Origin of the sequence: Bacteroides faecium, from assembly GCF_012113595.1 — a bacterium.
Classification (GTDB): Bacteria; Bacteroidota; Bacteroidia; order Bacteroidales; family Bacteroidaceae; genus Bacteroides; species Bacteroides faecium.
The window spans coordinates 3,552,905-3,569,101 of sequence record NZ_CP050831.1 but is presented as its reverse complement, the minus strand read 5'-3'; the positions used below and the strand labels follow the sequence as shown (position 1 = coordinate 3,569,101).

General features: G+C 43.5%; 17 protein-coding genes. 1 reads left to right on the top strand and 16 read right to left on the bottom strand.

Annotated elements, in window-relative coordinates; translation table 11 throughout:
- Nucleotides 1–96 precede the first annotated feature (96 nt).
- A complete protein-coding gene (locus BacF7301_RS12750) occupies nt 97–993 on the top strand; it encodes an Abi family protein (RefSeq protein ID WP_167963340.1) in 897 nt (298 codons plus the stop codon).
- Nucleotides 994–1,082: 89 nt separating this feature from the next.
- Here the strand turns inward: BacF7301_RS12750 and BacF7301_RS12745 are convergent, their stop codons facing one another.
- The 16 genes from BacF7301_RS12745 to BacF7301_RS12670 all read right to left on the bottom strand — a co-directional run bounded on the left by BacF7301_RS12745 (nt 1,083) and on the right by BacF7301_RS12670 (nt 16,123).
- Nucleotides 1,083–1,568 carry a dihydrofolate reductase family protein gene (locus BacF7301_RS12745; RefSeq protein WP_167963338.1) on the bottom strand — a complete coding sequence of 162 codons (486 nt, stop codon included), beginning with the start codon at nt 1,566–1,568 and terminating at the stop codon, nt 1,083–1,085.
- Between the two features lie 347 nt (nt 1,569–1,915).
- Nucleotides 1,916–2,218: a helix-turn-helix domain-containing protein gene (locus BacF7301_RS12740; RefSeq protein WP_065538496.1), complete on the bottom strand. Its 303-nt coding sequence runs from the start codon at nt 2,216–2,218 to the stop codon at nt 1,916–1,918.
- Nucleotides 2,193–4,295 (bottom strand): bifunctional DNA primase/helicase, encoded by a 2,103-nt coding sequence (locus BacF7301_RS12735; protein WP_167963336.1) that lies wholly within the window; start codon nt 4,293–4,295, stop codon nt 2,193–2,195. The genes BacF7301_RS12740 and BacF7301_RS12735 overlap by 26 nt, the downstream gene beginning before the upstream one ends.
- The gene (locus tag BacF7301_RS12730; protein WP_167963334.1) at nt 4,258–4,668 is read right to left on the bottom strand and encodes a helix-turn-helix domain-containing protein; all 411 of its coding nucleotides are present in this window, start codon (nt 4,666–4,668) and stop codon (nt 4,258–4,260) included. The genes BacF7301_RS12735 and BacF7301_RS12730 overlap by 38 nt, the downstream gene beginning before the upstream one ends.
- Nucleotides 4,669–4,901: 233 nt before the next feature.
- On the bottom strand, nt 4,902–5,723 hold the full coding sequence (locus tag BacF7301_RS12725; RefSeq protein WP_167963332.1) for an RteC domain-containing protein: 822 nt from the start codon (nt 5,721–5,723) through the stop codon (nt 4,902–4,904).
- Between the two features lie 326 nt (nt 5,724–6,049).
- The gene (locus BacF7301_RS12720; protein WP_167963330.1) at nt 6,050–6,877 is read right to left on the bottom strand and encodes an ankyrin repeat domain-containing protein; all 828 of its coding nucleotides are present in this window, start codon (nt 6,875–6,877) and stop codon (nt 6,050–6,052) included.
- A 48-nt stretch (nt 6,878–6,925) separates the two neighbouring features.
- Nucleotides 6,926–8,509: an Imm5 family immunity protein gene (locus tag BacF7301_RS12715; protein WP_167963328.1), complete on the bottom strand. Its 1,584-nt coding sequence runs from the start codon at nt 8,507–8,509 to the stop codon at nt 6,926–6,928.
- Nucleotides 8,510–8,565: 56 nt separating this feature from the next.
- Nucleotides 8,566–9,444: a helix-turn-helix transcriptional regulator gene (locus tag BacF7301_RS12710; protein ID WP_167963326.1), complete on the bottom strand. Its 879-nt coding sequence runs from the start codon at nt 9,442–9,444 to the stop codon at nt 8,566–8,568.
- A gap of 63 nt (nt 9,445–9,507) precedes the next feature.
- Nucleotides 9,508–10,470, bottom strand: a complete 963-nt coding sequence (locus tag BacF7301_RS12705) for an ankyrin repeat domain-containing protein (RefSeq protein ID WP_167963324.1) — start codon at nt 10,468–10,470, stop codon at nt 9,508–9,510.
- A gap of 77 nt (nt 10,471–10,547) precedes the next feature.
- Nucleotides 10,548–11,048, bottom strand: coding sequence for a DUF6714 family protein (locus BacF7301_RS12700; protein ID WP_167963322.1), 501 nt, complete (start codon nt 11,046–11,048; stop codon nt 10,548–10,550).
- A 10-nt stretch (nt 11,049–11,058) separates the two neighbouring features.
- Complete coding sequence (locus tag BacF7301_RS12695; protein ID WP_167963320.1) at nt 11,059–11,814, bottom strand: hypothetical protein; 756 nt, start codon at nt 11,812–11,814, stop codon at nt 11,059–11,061.
- Nucleotides 11,815–11,817: 3 nt separating this feature from the next.
- On the bottom strand, nt 11,818–12,333 hold the full coding sequence (locus BacF7301_RS12690) for a DUF6714 family protein (protein ID WP_167963318.1): 516 nt from the start codon (nt 12,331–12,333) through the stop codon (nt 11,818–11,820).
- Nucleotides 12,334–12,343: 10 nt separating this feature from the next.
- Nucleotides 12,344–13,102 (bottom strand): hypothetical protein, encoded by a 759-nt coding sequence (locus tag BacF7301_RS12685; RefSeq protein ID WP_167963316.1) that lies wholly within the window; start codon nt 13,100–13,102, stop codon nt 12,344–12,346.
- 89 nt (nt 13,103–13,191) lie between these two features.
- Nucleotides 13,192–13,698, bottom strand: a complete 507-nt coding sequence (locus tag BacF7301_RS12680) for a hypothetical protein (RefSeq protein WP_167963314.1) — start codon at nt 13,696–13,698, stop codon at nt 13,192–13,194.
- Nucleotides 13,699–13,858: 160 nt separating this feature from the next.
- Nucleotides 13,859–14,458 carry a TetR/AcrR family transcriptional regulator gene (locus BacF7301_RS12675; RefSeq protein ID WP_167963312.1) on the bottom strand — a complete coding sequence of 200 codons (600 nt, stop codon included), beginning with the start codon at nt 14,456–14,458 and terminating at the stop codon, nt 13,859–13,861.
- A gap of 549 nt (nt 14,459–15,007) precedes the next feature.
- Nucleotides 15,008–16,123: a cysteine desulfurase family protein gene (locus tag BacF7301_RS12670; RefSeq protein WP_167963310.1), complete on the bottom strand. Its 1,116-nt coding sequence runs from the start codon at nt 16,121–16,123 to the stop codon at nt 15,008–15,010.
- Nucleotides 16,124–16,197 lie beyond the last annotated feature (74 nt).

Below are 16,197 nucleotides of genomic sequence, written 5' to 3'. Positions count from 1 at the left end.
TTTCAAGAGAATAGTTTTATCTTTGCAGCAACATGCTTACCCCGCTTCCCGTCAGATCAGCGCGCTCAGGGTAAGCCTTTTATTTTTTATACCCCTATGACTAAAATTCCTTACCCCAAACAACTCATATCTTTTCCGGATCAGATTGCTTTGCTCAAACAGCGTGGGCTTGTTTTCACGGACGAAGCCAAAGCCTTGCACCTGCTACGCAATATCAGTTATTACCGTTTGAGCGGCTACTGGTATCCTTTGCTGGCAGACAAGCAAAACCATCTGTTCAAGCCCGGCAGTACATTCGATGCCGCTTACAATATCTATAAGTTTGATAGTGAGCTTCGCAAGCTGATTATTACGGAACTGGAAAAGATCGAAGTGGCTGTACGCACACAGACCGCCTATATACTCTCTTCCCAATGGGATGGATATTGGTTTGCCGATGCTTCCCATTTTAACAATCCGGTACGTCACGCCAAGATATTGTCAAAGATAGATGAAGAGTACCAGCGCAGTGACGAGGAATTTGTTACAGCTTTCAAATCCAAGTATTCCGATCCTTTTCCACCAAGTTGGATAACGATGGAAATAACTTCTTTCGGTACATTGTCGATTCTATACAATAATCTGCTTCCTGGAAGGGCAAAGCGGAGCATTGCGGCTTACTTCGGGTTGCCCGACACCGTTTTTGCTTCATGGCTGCACAGCATTGTTTATATCCGTAACATTTGCGCCCATCATTGCCGCTTATGGAATCGGACACTTAGCATCCGCCCGTTAATGCCCCGTTCACCACGCAAGCCCTTTGTCACGCTTCCGGCGAATGGCACACGGCAGGTTTATTTCATATTGAGCATGACCGTTTATCTGTTGGATATAATCAATCCGAACCATTCGTTTGTCGAAAGGTTCAAGGATTTGCTTTCCCGCTATCCTTCGATAGATGTCCGTGCGATGGGCTTTCCGGTTGGTTGGGAAAACGAGGATATTTGGAAATAGGCAACAATGTTGCCTAAATTCAACAAGAAAGGTGCGACAGTGTCGCACCTTTCTTGTTATCTCCCATTCATGCGACACTGTCGCATAAATTACACCCTTCCGTACACCATTCGTACCTTCTCGCCGTCCAGCACCTTACAGGAGCGTACCACCCACATCGCACCGTCACCCGTAATATGCCACAAAGCTTTTTCGTCACCCCCTGCGACCTTCGGCAGCGTAACTACCACGATTTCATCCGCCAGCCCGCTATTGAGCAGCACAGCCGCAATTCTTTCGCCATAGGCGACCATCACCCCGTCACCCGCAGCTTTCATCCGTGAGAGTTCCGCCACGGTATCCCCCGTGATGAACTGCACCCCTTCTTTTTCCGTCAGGTTACAATCGGCTTGCGCCACTACAAAAGTTTCTTTCTCCGTGAGCGGCCAGCCGAGGTGATTCATAAATACATCCAGATAAGTTTCTTCATCCAAGAGCAGGCAATCGGCTTTCAGAATAGCATCGTCCACCTGCTTGTCGGCACGGGCAGGGCATCCGTCAATGGTTTGGTACACATACAAAGTAATCTGTTTCATAACGTTGTTTTTATCGGTTATGCCCGCCAGCAGCCATAAAAAAATAGCGTGAACTCACACTATTCCGAAGTAGAGGCACTGGTATGCCTGACAAATCGAATAGGCAAGCTCACGCCGTATATACATACAGCATGTGCATTGCGCCATTCGTCTGATTTGTCAAAAATTACCAGTTTCCTACTTCAAGACGTTTAGCGAACGTACAATCTATATAATCAAAACCCGCTTGCGTTCAAGCCGGGCAATGAACTTTCATATTTTCTGTTGCAAATATAGTGCAAACCTGCCGAACTACAAAAGAATAGCCCCGCCTTATCTCACGACAAAGCAGGGCAACCGTTCACTTTTCACTTACGCTTTCTCTCCGCCACTGCATCGAATCGGTTGCGGATAAACTCATGCACATCTTTCGCCCGGTAGAATACCTTCCCGCTGATCGTGAAGTAGGGCAGCAGCCCCATAGCCCGGTATCGCTGCAACGTCCGTATGCCGACTTTCAGCAGCAGGCACAAGTCCTGATTATCCAGCACCTCTTCACCGTCCAGTTGGCTGTTCTTTTTCAGCACCCTTTCCAGCAGCTTTTCGGTTGTGTCGAACCGCTGCATGATCCGCTGCATCCAGCCTTCAAACTCTTCCCTGTCCGTGTACATAGTAATCTCCTTCCTTTTCGACGATTTCCTTCTCACGCATATAGCGGATATATCCCTTTGCCGTCCGTTCCTTCACTTCCAGCATCTCCTGTATCAGTTCGCACAGTTCGATGTAGCCATACTTCTCTTGCCGGGTGAACGCTTCCCGTGCCATCTCCGCCAGTTCCTTCTCCTTGCGCTTCTCTTTCTCCGCACGGGGCTTTTCGCCCACGTACACGGGCATCCCCATCTGTTTGTCCCAGCGGAACTGCATGATAGGAATATCCAACGGGCTGCCGTCACGCACTTTCAATGCTTTCACGACCGAGATTTCCGGGTTCTCGTCCTTCTCTATTGAGAGGATAGCCGCCGACTTGCGCTGCAACTCGCTACCCAAGTGTCCCCTTAACTTCAACCCGTTCGGAACGAAATGCACCACGGCGGCGATGCACGTGCGGTAAATCCCCGCCAGTCGGTAAATCTCGTCAATCAACGCCACGCTTTCCCCCTCGTCATTGGCGCAGCGTATCAAGTCTGCCACCCCGTCGATCACCACCAGATGAATCCCCCCGTGCAGGTAATGGTACTTATCCATGCTCTGCATGATAGCCGTCAGTCGCTCGCTCCGTGACATTCCCGTCAGGCAATACACGTGCAGGAACTCCGGCATCTTCTCCCGTCCGGCACGCCGCAGCATCCGCCCCGTGTTCTTGTACAGTTGTTGCTCGCTCTGCTCCGTATCGTAGAGCAGCACCGCACGCCCTTTCCGGTTCGGCTCTACCCGAACGCCCAGCAAGTCCGCATCCGTTTCCTTCTCCTGAATCGCCCCGGCGACCAGTGCCGCCGTATAATTACTCTTTCCCGTGCCTTCCCCGCCCGTGATGCAGAGGATGTTCTCTTCCGAACCCAGAGGCACGTCCCCGGCGGTCACGATGGCGACCGCCTGCTGTGGCGGGTGGTCGTAGTCGATCTCGCAGGATTTCAATACCGCCATCGTGTCACCGTACAGGCTATCCAGCATTTTAAGGAACAGCTTCACGAACTCGTCCCGTGTCCGTCCCGCCTTGAAGTAGTCCGACACGTCCTTGTCCGTCTTTTCACCCGTCAGCGGCAGCACCAGCCGTTTCACCCCGTACTCCGTTAGCTGCTGTCGGTGCTTCTCGGAGCTTTCCAGCCCTATCTTATCCACATCGTACAGCAGAACGATATGTTTGAACCGATACACTAACTTCCGGATGATCTTTGCAGGTATCACCGATGTTTCCGAATTGAAACAGATCGCATGGAACCCGTGCGCCGCCAGCGTCAGCACATCCTTTTCCCCGCCCGTCAGGAACAGCGTGTCGCCTTTGGGCGGCAACTCTTCCAGCCCGAAGCAATAATTATCTCCCGTATGACCGCCGTACACGAACCGTACTTCCGATTTCGGGCGGTACACCTTCACGCCCCATTTCCCCACGTACCCAAATATCGGTTCTATGGCTGTGGACGTGAAACCGAACGCTTTCCCGTCTTTCGTTTCGCTCCGGTATTCCTTCAGCGACTGCACCCCGTATCGGTTCAGCACCGCTTCCGTTATCCCGTACCCAGCCCAATATTCCAGTTCCTTTTCCGTGAACGGCTGCTGCACCGTCCGGTACGGGCGTGGCTTGTGTTCCGGCTCTGCCGCCCGTTCTTCCGTCCCGGTCGGCTCTGCCGTCCCGTCACCTTTCATCCCGCTTCCTTCCGCCAACGGGACAACCCGCATGGCAGCCTGCCGTTCCCGTACCGTTTCTGGCGGTACATCTTCGCTGATACCCAGACACAGCTCACGGTCTATCGTTTCCAGTATCTCCACGAAGTCGGCGGCGTTCTTGCAGTCCAATCCCTTGATTTTCGCCACGATAAAGAAACAGTCGCCCGAAAAGTCCCCGTTCCCGAAGTCCTTCATCCTGTACGTCCCGCTACGGCGGTCATAATACACGTTGCACGAAGCCTTGCTGTCCTCGTACAGCGGGTTCAGGAAATTCCTGCCTACCCGCCACTTCACGGGCAGGTAGTGGCGGAACACGTCCAGCCCGTTACTCGTCCTTGCCAGTATTTCCTCTTTTCTTACCATACAGCTTGTATTTACGTTCATGCAAAGGGTGTGCTTCGACCATCCGGTCGATCTGCTTGTCGGGTGTTTCCCGCATCCACCGTTCCCGGAACTGCTCCACGTCCGTGCGGCGGTAGCGGATTTTCTTCCCGCAGATGGAGAAGGCGATAATCCGGTTCGTGCGGTAGCGTTGCAAGGTGCGGGGGCTGATTTCGAGATATTCGCACACCTCGCTGCCTGTCATCCACTTGCCCGTCGTCCGGCTGTTCTTCTCTTCCTGTCCCTGCTGTCCGTCCTGTTCTTTTTGCCGGGACGCTTCCACGTATGCCGCTATCCCGTCTATCTTCTCCACGAGGGCGGCAAACGCTTTGCTTTCGATTGTTATTACTTCCATAATCTGTTGATTTTTAGATTTATGGTCGCAAATGTCCGCCTATTCGATTGTTTTTCTTTTCACGTCCGTACCACCTTGCCAAAGATTTTTTCCGGCACGAAAAAAGCCGCCGGAGAGCCTTTTCTTCGGTTCTTCCGGCGGCTGCAAGCCGCTTGTCACTGGTTAGGGTTCGATAAAGTCGCTTTTAGCAGCTTGCTACGAACTTGGTAATCCCATAACTGGTTTTCAGTAAGTTAGTTGTCCGTTTCGTCCATCCGTTTGAGCAGTTGTTCGATCATTTGGTCAAGATACACTGTCCGGCTGTTCTTCCGGTTACGCATGGCGATAAACGTGTGGTACACGTCGCCCAGATCAATATGGAATGTCCGTTCAAATGCCGTCACGATGTCGATAATGTCCGCCTTCCCGTTATCCACGCTTCCCACCGCATGGATGCCGTATATCAGTTCCACCGCCGCCGCTTTCTTGTCCGTCCAGTACAGTTTCTTTCCCGATAGCGGTTCACCGTCCGCAGGCTCACGCATCCGCCTTGTCAGGAAGGCTAACAGCAGTTCCACCGCAATCAGCCGGGCGACCAGTCGGTCATATCCGGTGGATAGCTCCGCTTCCGGCTCGAAGATGAACGTGTCCGTTTCCGGGCTTATCTCCGTTTGTCCCCGTTTGAAGTAGAAGTTGTCCCGGTACGTAGCCCCGCTACGGTAATACTGGAAGAATGACAGGCTATTCTCAAAGGCTGCTTTCATCTTCTCTATCTCACCCTGATAATAACCTGCGGCAAGCTCATTGCTTGGCGGTCGGTTGCTCTCGATCTGGTATAGCTTGTAGAAGTAGAGCAGCCGTCCGAGTATCAGCGGCTTTTGATACTTAAAAAATCGGATTTCCTCTGCGTCATCCTTAAACTTGTGTGACAGTGCGAAGTCTTTCAGTTCAACCATCTTTTCTTTCAGGAACTTCGTCATTTCACGGCATCCCGGAATAATGTTTTCCCCTTCCAGATTGACCGTCCCCGTATATCGGTCAATCTCCTGTAACATTGAATCAAAAAATTTATCCATGCAATCCTTTTTAGGTTTCTAAAAACGGCTGCAAAGTTACTGGCAATCCGAATATTACTTTTTTCGTTTCCCGTCCATTCTTTTTCGATAATCGCTCAAATCACACAAAAATCAATGTAGCAGCTTATTTCATTAATTGTATCAATGGAACGAAAACAAATTGTAAGTTATAAGAATTACCGATAATGTGAAATGTACGAATAGAACTGTTCCGTTAGTTTATATCTTCTATGAAATAAAACAACCTATCCAGAATCGAAAAAGAATCAAGATAAGAGGTAATATAATCAGTATCATTTTATTTCAAATCTAATTGTTTATAATAATCAACTATATGCTTGTAATATAGTAATAATATCCTCTTTACCATTCTTTTCCGCAAACGTTAAAGCACTCCAACCAGTTTTTTCTTTTGCATGAACGTCTGCACCGGATTTCAGCAACAATTCAACCGCATCCGGATTTCCTTTGATTACTGCCGAGATTAAAGGGGTAATTTTCTTTTTAGTGGTACTATTGACATCCCCGCCATAAGATAACAGCAACCGGATGCTTTCCGTCTGTCCGTATTGTGCAGCCCAATGCAAAGCCCTCATACCGCCCTTGTCCGGAATATTAGGATCAATCCCGGCTTCCAAGAGTAATCTCATAATTTCGATTTGTCCGTTACGTGAAGGATTAATCAATGCCGTTTCCTTATAATGTTCACTTTGTAGATTCAGTTCTTTAGGTTGTGCATCAAGAATCAATTTAAGGATTTCCGTATTATAAGTAGCCCAGAACAATGCGGATTCACCATATTTATCTACAAGATTAATATCCGCACCAGAGTTTAATAAAGCCTTTACAATATCTATAAAATTATTTCGTATAGCAGCTTTCAGAGCGGTGAACCCCTCTGTGTTAGCCACATTGACATCAGCACCCTGTTTAAGCAAGGCATAGCATAATTTGTCATACCCCCAATTAGCTGCCAGCATCAAAGCTGTCGTTCCGACATGAAAAGGTTCATAACCTTTTGTATCTGAAATCCCTAAAGTTGCATTTACTCCATTTTGTAACAACTTCTTAATTTCTGTAATACCTGTCTGTTCTGTAGAATAACTCTGCAAAACATCATTTATCGAATTGGTTTTCTTTCTTCCGAATATCATAATATTTCTTTTCTAATTACACAATCATATTTATAGGAAAAAGTCATTTCAAATACTTCGCTTTCCCAATATTCCTTGCCACCACACCGGAGTATATTCTTTGGTACGTGGGTAATCCTCAAATTCTGTTTCTAATCTCTCCGGGTTATCAAATACATCATTGGGTAATAAAGACTTATTGTCATAATTAAATTCAATAATAAATTTCTTTTGGGTATCAAATTCGATTTTACATATAAGCCATGAACCTTCATTGCTTGCCTGCTTATACATATCATCTTTTATTTCTGACAACAAGTCCGAAGCTGCTAAAGAAACAGGCATTTCAGTTGTCGAGTTTCCTTGTATGAAATATCCCTTTGTTCGCACATCGCCAATACAATGCGCTTCTACAATAATTTTACTCCAATTACCTGTACAATACTTATTGAATACTTTCATCGAATTTTCTATAACTTGCCGAATCTTCTCTTGTATCGCAGGTGTTTGGTAAGTCTGTGTTCGCTGTGGAATAGCTAATTGCTCCACAATAATAGTATTTTTCAAATACTTCGCTTTCTTTCCCAATATCTCTTGCCACCACACCGGAGTATAATCTTTTGCACGTGGGTACTTCTTAAATTCAGCAACAAAATCATCTGAATCTACTAAGTGGTCTTGTGGAATCTGGCTTTTATCGTCATAGACAAATCGGATAGAATACGTCAAGTCAGGATTTAGCTCAATGATACAATAGAACCATGCACCTTCCACTTTTGCCTGATTGTACATTTCCTTTTTAACATCGTTCATTATATCAAACACCTGCAAAGATGTTTTCATTCTATGTTCCTGCCCTTCTTTAATTACAGCATTTTTTGCTCTTAGCCCCACAGCCATACAACGAGTAGATATTATAATTTTATCCCATTTATCATTGTAATCCTTATCATATAACATTAATGCGCTATCTATGACTTCTTGAATTTTAGATAATATCGCAGGTGTCTGATAAGTCTGTGTCCGTTGTGGAATAGTGTTTTGTTCCACCTCTTTTTTCTTAGGGGCATCTATTCGGATCAGCGGCACATCTGATTTACGGCACAGCGTTTCTACTATATCAAGATACCAGTTCCAGAACTCCCGCCTTTTTCCCGCATCCCCTTCATCCACAAAAGGATTACCCCCGGCAAAAGCCATCGAAGCGAAAAAGTCCGTATTCCATACCTCGTACTCAAACGCACCATCATCTTCTCCCTCGTATTCATCAATATCCAGCATAGCGGCGGCATGATCCGCTATCGAATAACAAAGTGAGATTACCGCCCATCCTGCCATACTTTCCGTACAGGATTGCCCCTCTACATAGTTACGTAGTCTATTCGCTTCTTCGACTAAGGCATCCGCTTTCCCTTTCCCGTGGTAAAGGTATTCGTCCGCCGAACACAGCAGTTTCCGCAACAAGGTATCTTCAATCTCATTTCCCCAAAGAGGATATACCTTCTTGCAACACTCCGCAAACACTTTGTTCACTATCTCCACGTTACCGATGGACTGTAACAGTTCCACACGGCAGGACAAAGGCAAATGACCGTTACCGCTTTGCTCTATAACCGTCCTTAGCTCGCTTATTTCAACTCTTTTGCTTTTCATAAAATGGGAAAGAAGTGTTTTTATATTCATTGTAACTTATCATTAATCTTTCATTATCAATTTTTCCGTATCTCACCCGGACTTGCCCCGAAATTCATCTGGCAGAACTCCGTCAGGTACGATTGCGACACAAACCCGCACACCTCTGCCACTTCCACCAGTGGCAAGTCTGTTTGTGTGAGCAGGTTCTTCACCTTGTCTTTCCGCAGTCCTTTCAGCCATTCATGGGGAGTAGTACGGAACTCTTCACGGAACAGCCGCCGGAAAGTGCTTAGGCTGTACCCGCAAAGGTCAGCCAGATGTCCCGTATTCTTTGCCTTCATGTAGTGCTTCGTAACCTTCTCCACGAGCCTTTTATTCTTCACCATTCCCAGATACACCTCTGCCTGCAACAACTCTTCACCCGTCATTTCCTTTACCTTCGCACGGGCAATAGGTATTTCCAGTTCCGTAGCACCTTTCGGCAAATCCTCGCTCTTGGTGCAGTGCGGACGCTTCCGTTTCATTTGCTGTACATACTGCGCCAGTCGGTTATACACCCCGTTCAGATACCCCCGTTCGGGATAGATATGCAATATCCGGCACAAGTACAGCAGTTCCCTGTTGCACCCGTAGTTGATATACCAACTCGATAACCGGAACACATACCGCAGTGCCGCATCTTCCCGTGACAAGGCAACCAGCATCACATACGCCTCGAATCCCTTGTCGCTGTACGTCACCGCTTCCGGTAGCTTGTTCAGCGTATCTGCCACGAACCGCATTACCCGCCCGTCCTCGGCAAGCTGTTCCAGCCCCGCAAATTTCCCCGCATCCTGCTTGCTTCGTATCATTCCTTCCATTGTTTCCACCAGAACTTGCACCTTCTCCGCAATCTCCGGTTCTGCCGCCACCGTCCGCAGCAGTTCTTGGCTTAATGTTGATGTTGTTTCCATATCAATAAACGCTTTATACTATTTATATTCTTGTGAGAGCAGATTCCACAGCTCGGGATTAGTCTATTTATCAACAAGTAGCAATAATAATTCGCCACTTCTGGGCTTTGCTCCGGCGTCAAGCAATATTTTGACAATCTCCGTATTATTCTTTTTCACAGCTATATACAATAGAGATTCATTATGATAATTTTCATTCGGATTTGCTCCCCGTTCTATAAGCATCCGCACACGCTTGACATCATGCTCCAAAATAGCCATCCATAAACAAGAATATCTACCGCTGTTCACATTAGCTCCCCGTTCAATAAGTAAATTAGCCGTGTAAGGATCTCGGTTTAAAATAGCCAGATATAGTGCCGTACGCTCAATGCTATCACCTTCCCTGCCATTATGCTTCTTTGTTCCGGTAGCATTTATATCCCACCCGTTATCTAATAGAAATGCCGTAATAATAGCAGCTTGCATAGATACTGAATCGCTATAATTGCTTTCATTATCACAAATCTTGTTTGTATAATAGTACCAAACCATAATATCTGGCAGATTCTCATAGTCCGCTTTGGGATTTTCGCACATATAGCGCTTTGCAAAATCAATCCTATTTTGGCTAAGCATATAGCTGAACGGATGATTATCCTGATATCCGGCACGTGACAATGCTGTAACCAGACCCTCATAAGAAATTTTGTCATCACGAAGTTTCTTCCGTGCTTCATCTATCACGTGCCAATGATACAGCCTTTTAACTTCGCTTATTGCTACATACACGGGAAGAATAATATAAAGAGTAATCATTACCCCCCAGATCATATTGCGTGTTGCGGGTTCACTGCATTTATAAACAGCCAATATCAGGGTGGTTGGAAATGCTATACAAATCACTGCTGGTATGATAAACAATAAGATGATGCCACCACCGACAGGACCTCCTATACGAAATGTTTTTGACAGCGCCCATATTAAACTGCTACAAACAGGTACAGATATAGCAATTGAAAAAATTATCAATTTTAGTTTATCCATATTCTTATTTTTTTATTTTTCTTCCTCTTAATCAGAGATATTTAAATATTAATAATCTCACATATCAGCTTGTAGGGTCAATTATCAAATCTATTCCACCATCTTTCAATCGCCCTGCGTGGAGTAGCCGAACACCAATCGCCCACACATATATCCGTAAAATCTTCCGCATGGCATCGTTCCAGATATTCCAAAAAGTGTAGTACAGCCTTCCTCTGTTCCTCACTGAACAACACCAGCCTTTCCCGTACAAACTCGTATAGCTCCGTTCCGGCATCCGGTAATGTCAGCGAATGAACAATGCTTTCGGGTATCATGTCCGCACCCTCATAATCTTCCAGTACGAACAACATATACGCCGGAAGGTAGAACCTGAACCCCTGTGGCTCAAATAAAGGCAACGCATCCCGTTCTTGCACGAGCAATTCACGGGGCACATCCAGCCAGTTCTCATAACGGCTGAACCCTTCCCGTATCTGCTTCCGTTCCAGATCATTTCCTTCCAAGTCGTTCGTTATATACTCCGTACCCGGATAAGGCATATCGCCAAAAGCTGTTTTTATTTCTTGTATAATCATCTTTTTGTATCTAATTATCTTCAATAGTATAAGGGATTTCTTTTATAATAGAACCATCTTTTCCACTCACACTTAGTATTACATCTTTTCTATCAGACAATGGGTATATCACTGTATAAACTACTAAATCATCTATAATATCCCTACTTATTCTATAACGATAATCAATAAAGCCATCAGGTAATGTTATTCCCTTAGGAATAAATACTCCTCTTTTTTCTAAAAGACTTATTAGTTGCTGAAATGTAAAACAATATCCCTCATCTTCATTGACTTCTTTTTCTAACTTGCCCTCTTTTGAATAATATAAAGAAACTCCTAAATACATATCACCTGTTATATTTAGAATCCTTTTTGATTTCATATTACCATTCGCAAAGTATGTATTCAGATAACAAAAATATGATTCTTTAGAATATTCTTCAATAGTATATTCCACCTCATTATCATTTATATATTTACTATATACTCTTAGGGTATCATCGTTCAGCACTTTATAACCTTCATGATAATTAGTAACAAAATCCTTCTTATGCCGTTCAAATGTGGCAATGTCAAACCTTTTGGTACATACCTCAATAGTATCGTTGCCCTTATTGGAACTGAACATATTACCGAGCAACGTATCATGATCAAGGCAAGACTTGTTTTCCTCTACCTCAGACCCATTCTGAACGGACTTCTCTTCTTCTGTCAGCTTCTCCTTTCTATTGGTACAGGAAGAAAACAAACTCAATATTCCCATAACGATAATCAGTATTTTCATGGTTCATGTATTTTGTATTCCGCCAGCAACAAGTTTATCCCAGCTTTCAATCGCCCGGCGTGGAGTAACCGAACACCAACCGCCCGTACATACATCCGTAAAATCTTCCGCATGGGATAGTTCCAGATATTCCAAAAAGTTCAGTATAGCCTTTCTCTGTCCCTCATCAAACAGCACCAACCTTTCCTGTACAAACTCGTAAAACTCCGTTCCGGCATCCGGCAATGTCAGCGAGTAAACAATGCTTGCAGGTATCGTGTCCGCCTCTTCGTAATCCTCTACCGCAAACAGCATATACGCCGGAAGATAGAACCTGAACCCTTGCGGCTCGAACAAAGGCAACGCATCCCGTTCTTGCACGAGCAATTCACGAGGCACATCCAGCCAGTTCTCATAACGGCTGAACTCTTCCTTTATCTGTTTCCGCTCCAAATCGTACCCCTGCAAGTCGTTCACGATACGTTCCGTACCGGGATAAGGCATATCGCCAAAAGCTGTTTTTATTTCCTGTATAATCATGTTATTACGTTTAATTATCTACAATGACACATTGGTATTTATTTATGATAGAACCATCTTTACCGCTTATCACTAATTGAGATTTTGTCCCGCCATCCGGTGTATATGTTACTACATATACAACTGAATCTCCGATTGTATGCTTGCTTATTTGACCATTCCAAGAAAAATCCCTCATAAGTAGTTTTACGCCTTTGGGAGAATAGATGCCTTTCTCTTCCAAACAATGCATCAGTTGTTCAAAAGTAAAAAGATACCCCTCGTCTTCATTTACTTCTTCTTGCAATTTGCCATCTATGGAATAGTAACGGGAAATCCCCGTGTACATATCACCACCTATTATTTGAATCCCTCTTGATTTTATGTTACCATTCTTATAGTATCTTTTTTGATAACATAAATAAGAGTCTTTATGATATTCTAAAATAGAGTATTCTACATCATCTTCACTCATATATTTACCATACTCTCTTAGTGTATCATCATTTAATATTTCACGATATTCCTCATAACACTTATCAACAATATCTTTCTTATGCCTTTCAAAAGCCGCAATATTAAATCTTTCAGGACACCCCCCGATAGTATCGTTGCCTTTATTGGAACTGAACATATTACCGGACAACGTATCATGATCAAAGCAAGACTTATTTTCCTCTACCTCATACCCATTCTGAACAGACTTATCTTCCTCTGTCAGCTTCACCTTTCTACCAGTACAGGAAGAAAATAAACTCAATATTCCCATAACGATAATCAGTATTTTCATGGTTCATATATTTTATATTCCAATGGCGACAAAGATACCCCGTCACCTCATATATCCTTTTTCGCTTCCTATCCATTCTTTTTCGATAACTACTCATTAGAGCAATATTTCTTGATAATGGCATCCACTTTCTTTTTCCATTTATTAGAGAGTGAAACACTTGTAACGTCTGTCATGTAAAAATGACCATTCTTATAAGGAAGTGCTTTGGTTTTTCCAACAAATATGTAGTAAGTCTTTGGAGGAAGATCTGCTTGCACTGATATGCTTTCTATCATACCATATTCTATTATTTCCCCGGCTTCATTTTTAACATCATCATGTTTTATCACACTTGAATCATCAAACGCTCCGCCTTTAAAGGCTTTAATAATGTCTCGTGTTTCCTTTCGGGTTAAAGGGATTATCGAAGCAGAATCCGAAACGCTCCACCATGCGTCCACATACCTTTTATCAATCAAGCCCAATGAATCAGAATCTCCGATAAAATCGTATAGGAAGTGCTTCTTTTCTGTTTCACCGTAATCCTCTTGTTGTGCATTGGTATTTAATCCTAAACTCAGTAATCCCATTATCAATACTATTTTAAGTTTCATATTATTTCATCATTATTGTTTTTCCAAATATAGCACAAACTTTCAGAAAACACAGTATTTGCTGTGTTTTATTTCCATGCGGACACAAAAAAAGCACCCCGAAAGGTGCTTCACATATCACATAAAAGATTGAACGATATTCAATTTCCGTTCAAAAGAATCATTTCAGCAGTTTATATACAGCGTCAAATTGCCGTTTCAATCGTTCGGTATCAAGTCCTGTGGTAAAAGCCAGCACGTATGACATTCCCAGATGTGCCATTCGGAACATATCGACGACCTCTTCCGTGGCAATATCATTTCTGATTTCCCCCGAAGCGATTGCCTTATCAATTATCTTTCGCCACATCTGTTGGTCTTTCTCAAAGATAGTATCCATTTTCTCCACAAAGTTCGGATAATACTTGTACGCTTGGAACAAGAACTGAAAATAGCATTTGGCACATTCCTTTCTATCCACACCCAGTTCATTGCTTAGATAATCCATTGTCCTTTCCACCCCTTCGATATAGGTTTGCAGGAAGTCCCGCAATGAAATATCTTCCGCAAACACGAACTTGTTTTCCACCTTGTGCGGTTCAAAGATATAGGTATCTACAACCGCCTTGAACAGTCCCAGTTTGTCCTTCGTATGATGATAGATACCCCGGCACGACAATCCGATAGCTTTCTCCAGTTTTACCACCGTCACCTTCTCGTAATTGTCCTGTAAGAACAGCCGGAACGCATTTTTATATATTTCAGCCTTATTCGTTTTCATATCAGCGCAGCATATATTTATCTTTGGTTTCCACGAAGATAATACATTTCTTCCGAACAGCCATATCTCCACCCGTAAAACCTCACATACACCCCATTTTAAGACAACCCTGCACCTGTAAAATACACCATGAATATCAGCGGTTTACAATATCGTAAAAACGCACTGTGCAATCCTCTTTTTGCACCCCTTTCATTTCCAGTCCATCCGTTCACCCTCAAAAATCCCCCCCCAATAAAAAAACACCGCATTTATTTCCTATTTTCAGTCTATTTTTGTACATTTGTACCAGGTTATCAGAGCAGAGCGAAGAAACGCAAAGAACCCCGTACCGTTACTAATTCGTTACCTATTACTCTGTCACTTCTTCTTTTTAGATTGATTACAAGCAATTTATAACAAATCTGCTATTTTTATTATATACTCTCGCATATAGAGACTAATTGTCCATAGTCAATCCACTTATGTCCCTTGCTATTGTCAAAGTTCCACAAGAGATATACTTAAAATGGATTCTACAATGCAGGATAATTATTGTCAATTAGAAAATTATATTCTAACAATTTTAATAATGGAATCTGCTATATGAGCTACTTCTTCAAACGTATTGTTTTTTCCTAATGATATGCGAATAGTCCCCTTTGCATAATCAGAGTTCAAACCGATAGCTTGAAGTACATGAGATATTTGAGTAGTAGTACTATCACAAGCAGAACCGGTTGAAACACAAATCCCCATTAAATCCAATCGGTGAAGCAGCAGCTCGCCTGAAAATCCTTTAAAAGATAAACTAATAATTCCAGGTATGTGGTTAACGCCGTTGCGCTGGTATTCAATCTTAGCTGCATTCAAGGTATCTATCAACCGTGTTTCTAAAGCAGAAATATGTTGATTGTTCAACAATAATTGGTTAACGTTTTCTTCAAGTGCAACCGCCATTCCTACTATAGCCGCTATATTCTCTGTTCCTGCTCTCATATTGGATTCTTGACTGCCACCTTTTATTAAAGATGGCCAATCTACACCTTTCTTAATGTATAAGAACCCAACCCCCTTGGGCCCATTAAACTTATGAGCAGACGCTGATAACAAGTCTATTCCAAGTTGATGAACATTGATTGCAGTATGACCGACAGCTTGAACAGCATCTGTGTGAAACAACCACCCTTTATTATGTGCAATCGAAGATAATTCACTAATTGGTTGAATAGTGCCAATCTCGTTGTTCGCAAACATAACAGACACAAGCCCATTGTCAGAATTCTTGTAACATTTAAGTGTATCTGGTGAAATCAGTCCCACTGATGATACTGGTAAAAAAGACACATTATGACCTATACATTGAAAGTATCGGCATGGATTCAGAATCGCATGATGCTCAATAGAAGAAATGATAATTTTTTTGTTCAAATCAACTGCACCATTAACCACCCAATTATCGCTTTCCGTTCCACAAGAGGTGAAATATATTTCTTCAGGCAAAGCCCCGATACAGTTTGCAATTATTTCCCTTGATTGTTTTAGAGCTTTCTTTGGCATACGTGCAAATGAATAAGGCTGTGACGCATTACCGTATTCAATTAATAGGTATTGCGTCATAGCTTCATAAGCTTTTTGACTTAACTGCGTTGTTGCTGCATTATCCGCATATATTTGCCTAATCATTCTGAACTGAATAATTTACATCCTTCTTCTTTGAATTCTTCAATTTTATCAAGAATATCTTGCACTGTACAATT

Coding starts and splice junctions, on each gene's coding strand:
- BacF7301_RS12750 (WP_167963340.1), top strand. CDS start 97: ATGACTAAAATTCCTTACCCCAAACAACTCATATCTTTTCCGGATCAG.
- BacF7301_RS12745 (WP_167963338.1), bottom strand. CDS start 1,568: ATGAAACAGATTACTTTGTATGTGTACCAAACCATTGACGGATGCCCT.
- BacF7301_RS12740 (WP_065538496.1), bottom strand. CDS start 2,218: ATGTACACGGACAGGGAAGAGTTTGAAGGCTGGATGCAGCGGATCATG.
- BacF7301_RS12735 (WP_167963336.1), bottom strand. CDS start 4,295: ATGGTAAGAAAAGAGGAAATACTGGCAAGGACGAGTAACGGGCTGGAC.
- BacF7301_RS12730 (WP_167963334.1), bottom strand. CDS start 4,668: ATGGAAGTAATAACAATCGAAAGCAAAGCGTTTGCCGCCCTCGTGGAG.
- BacF7301_RS12725 (WP_167963332.1), bottom strand. CDS start 5,723: ATGGATAAATTTTTTGATTCAATGTTACAGGAGATTGACCGATATACG.
- BacF7301_RS12720 (WP_167963330.1), bottom strand. CDS start 6,877: ATGATATTCGGAAGAAAGAAAACCAATTCGATAAATGATGTTTTGCAG.
- BacF7301_RS12715 (WP_167963328.1), bottom strand. CDS start 8,509: ATGAAAAGCAAAAGAGTTGAAATAAGCGAGCTAAGGACGGTTATAGAG.
- BacF7301_RS12710 (WP_167963326.1), bottom strand. CDS start 9,444: ATGGAAACAACATCAACATTAAGCCAAGAACTGCTGCGGACGGTGGCG.
- BacF7301_RS12705 (WP_167963324.1), bottom strand. CDS start 10,470: ATGGATAAACTAAAATTGATAATTTTTTCAATTGCTATATCTGTACCT.
- BacF7301_RS12700 (WP_167963322.1), bottom strand. CDS start 11,048: ATGATTATACAAGAAATAAAAACAGCTTTTGGCGATATGCCTTATCCG.
- BacF7301_RS12695 (WP_167963320.1), bottom strand. CDS start 11,814: ATGAAAATACTGATTATCGTTATGGGAATATTGAGTTTGTTTTCTTCC.
- BacF7301_RS12690 (WP_167963318.1), bottom strand. CDS start 12,333: ATGATTATACAGGAAATAAAAACAGCTTTTGGCGATATGCCTTATCCC.
- BacF7301_RS12685 (WP_167963316.1), bottom strand. CDS start 13,102: ATGAAAATACTGATTATCGTTATGGGAATATTGAGTTTATTTTCTTCC.
- BacF7301_RS12680 (WP_167963314.1), bottom strand. CDS start 13,698: ATGAAACTTAAAATAGTATTGATAATGGGATTACTGAGTTTAGGATTA.
- BacF7301_RS12675 (WP_167963312.1), bottom strand. CDS start 14,458: ATGAAAACGAATAAGGCTGAAATATATAAAAATGCGTTCCGGCTGTTC.
- BacF7301_RS12670 (WP_167963310.1), bottom strand. CDS start 16,123: ATGATTAGGCAAATATATGCGGATAATGCAGCAACAACGCAGTTAAGT.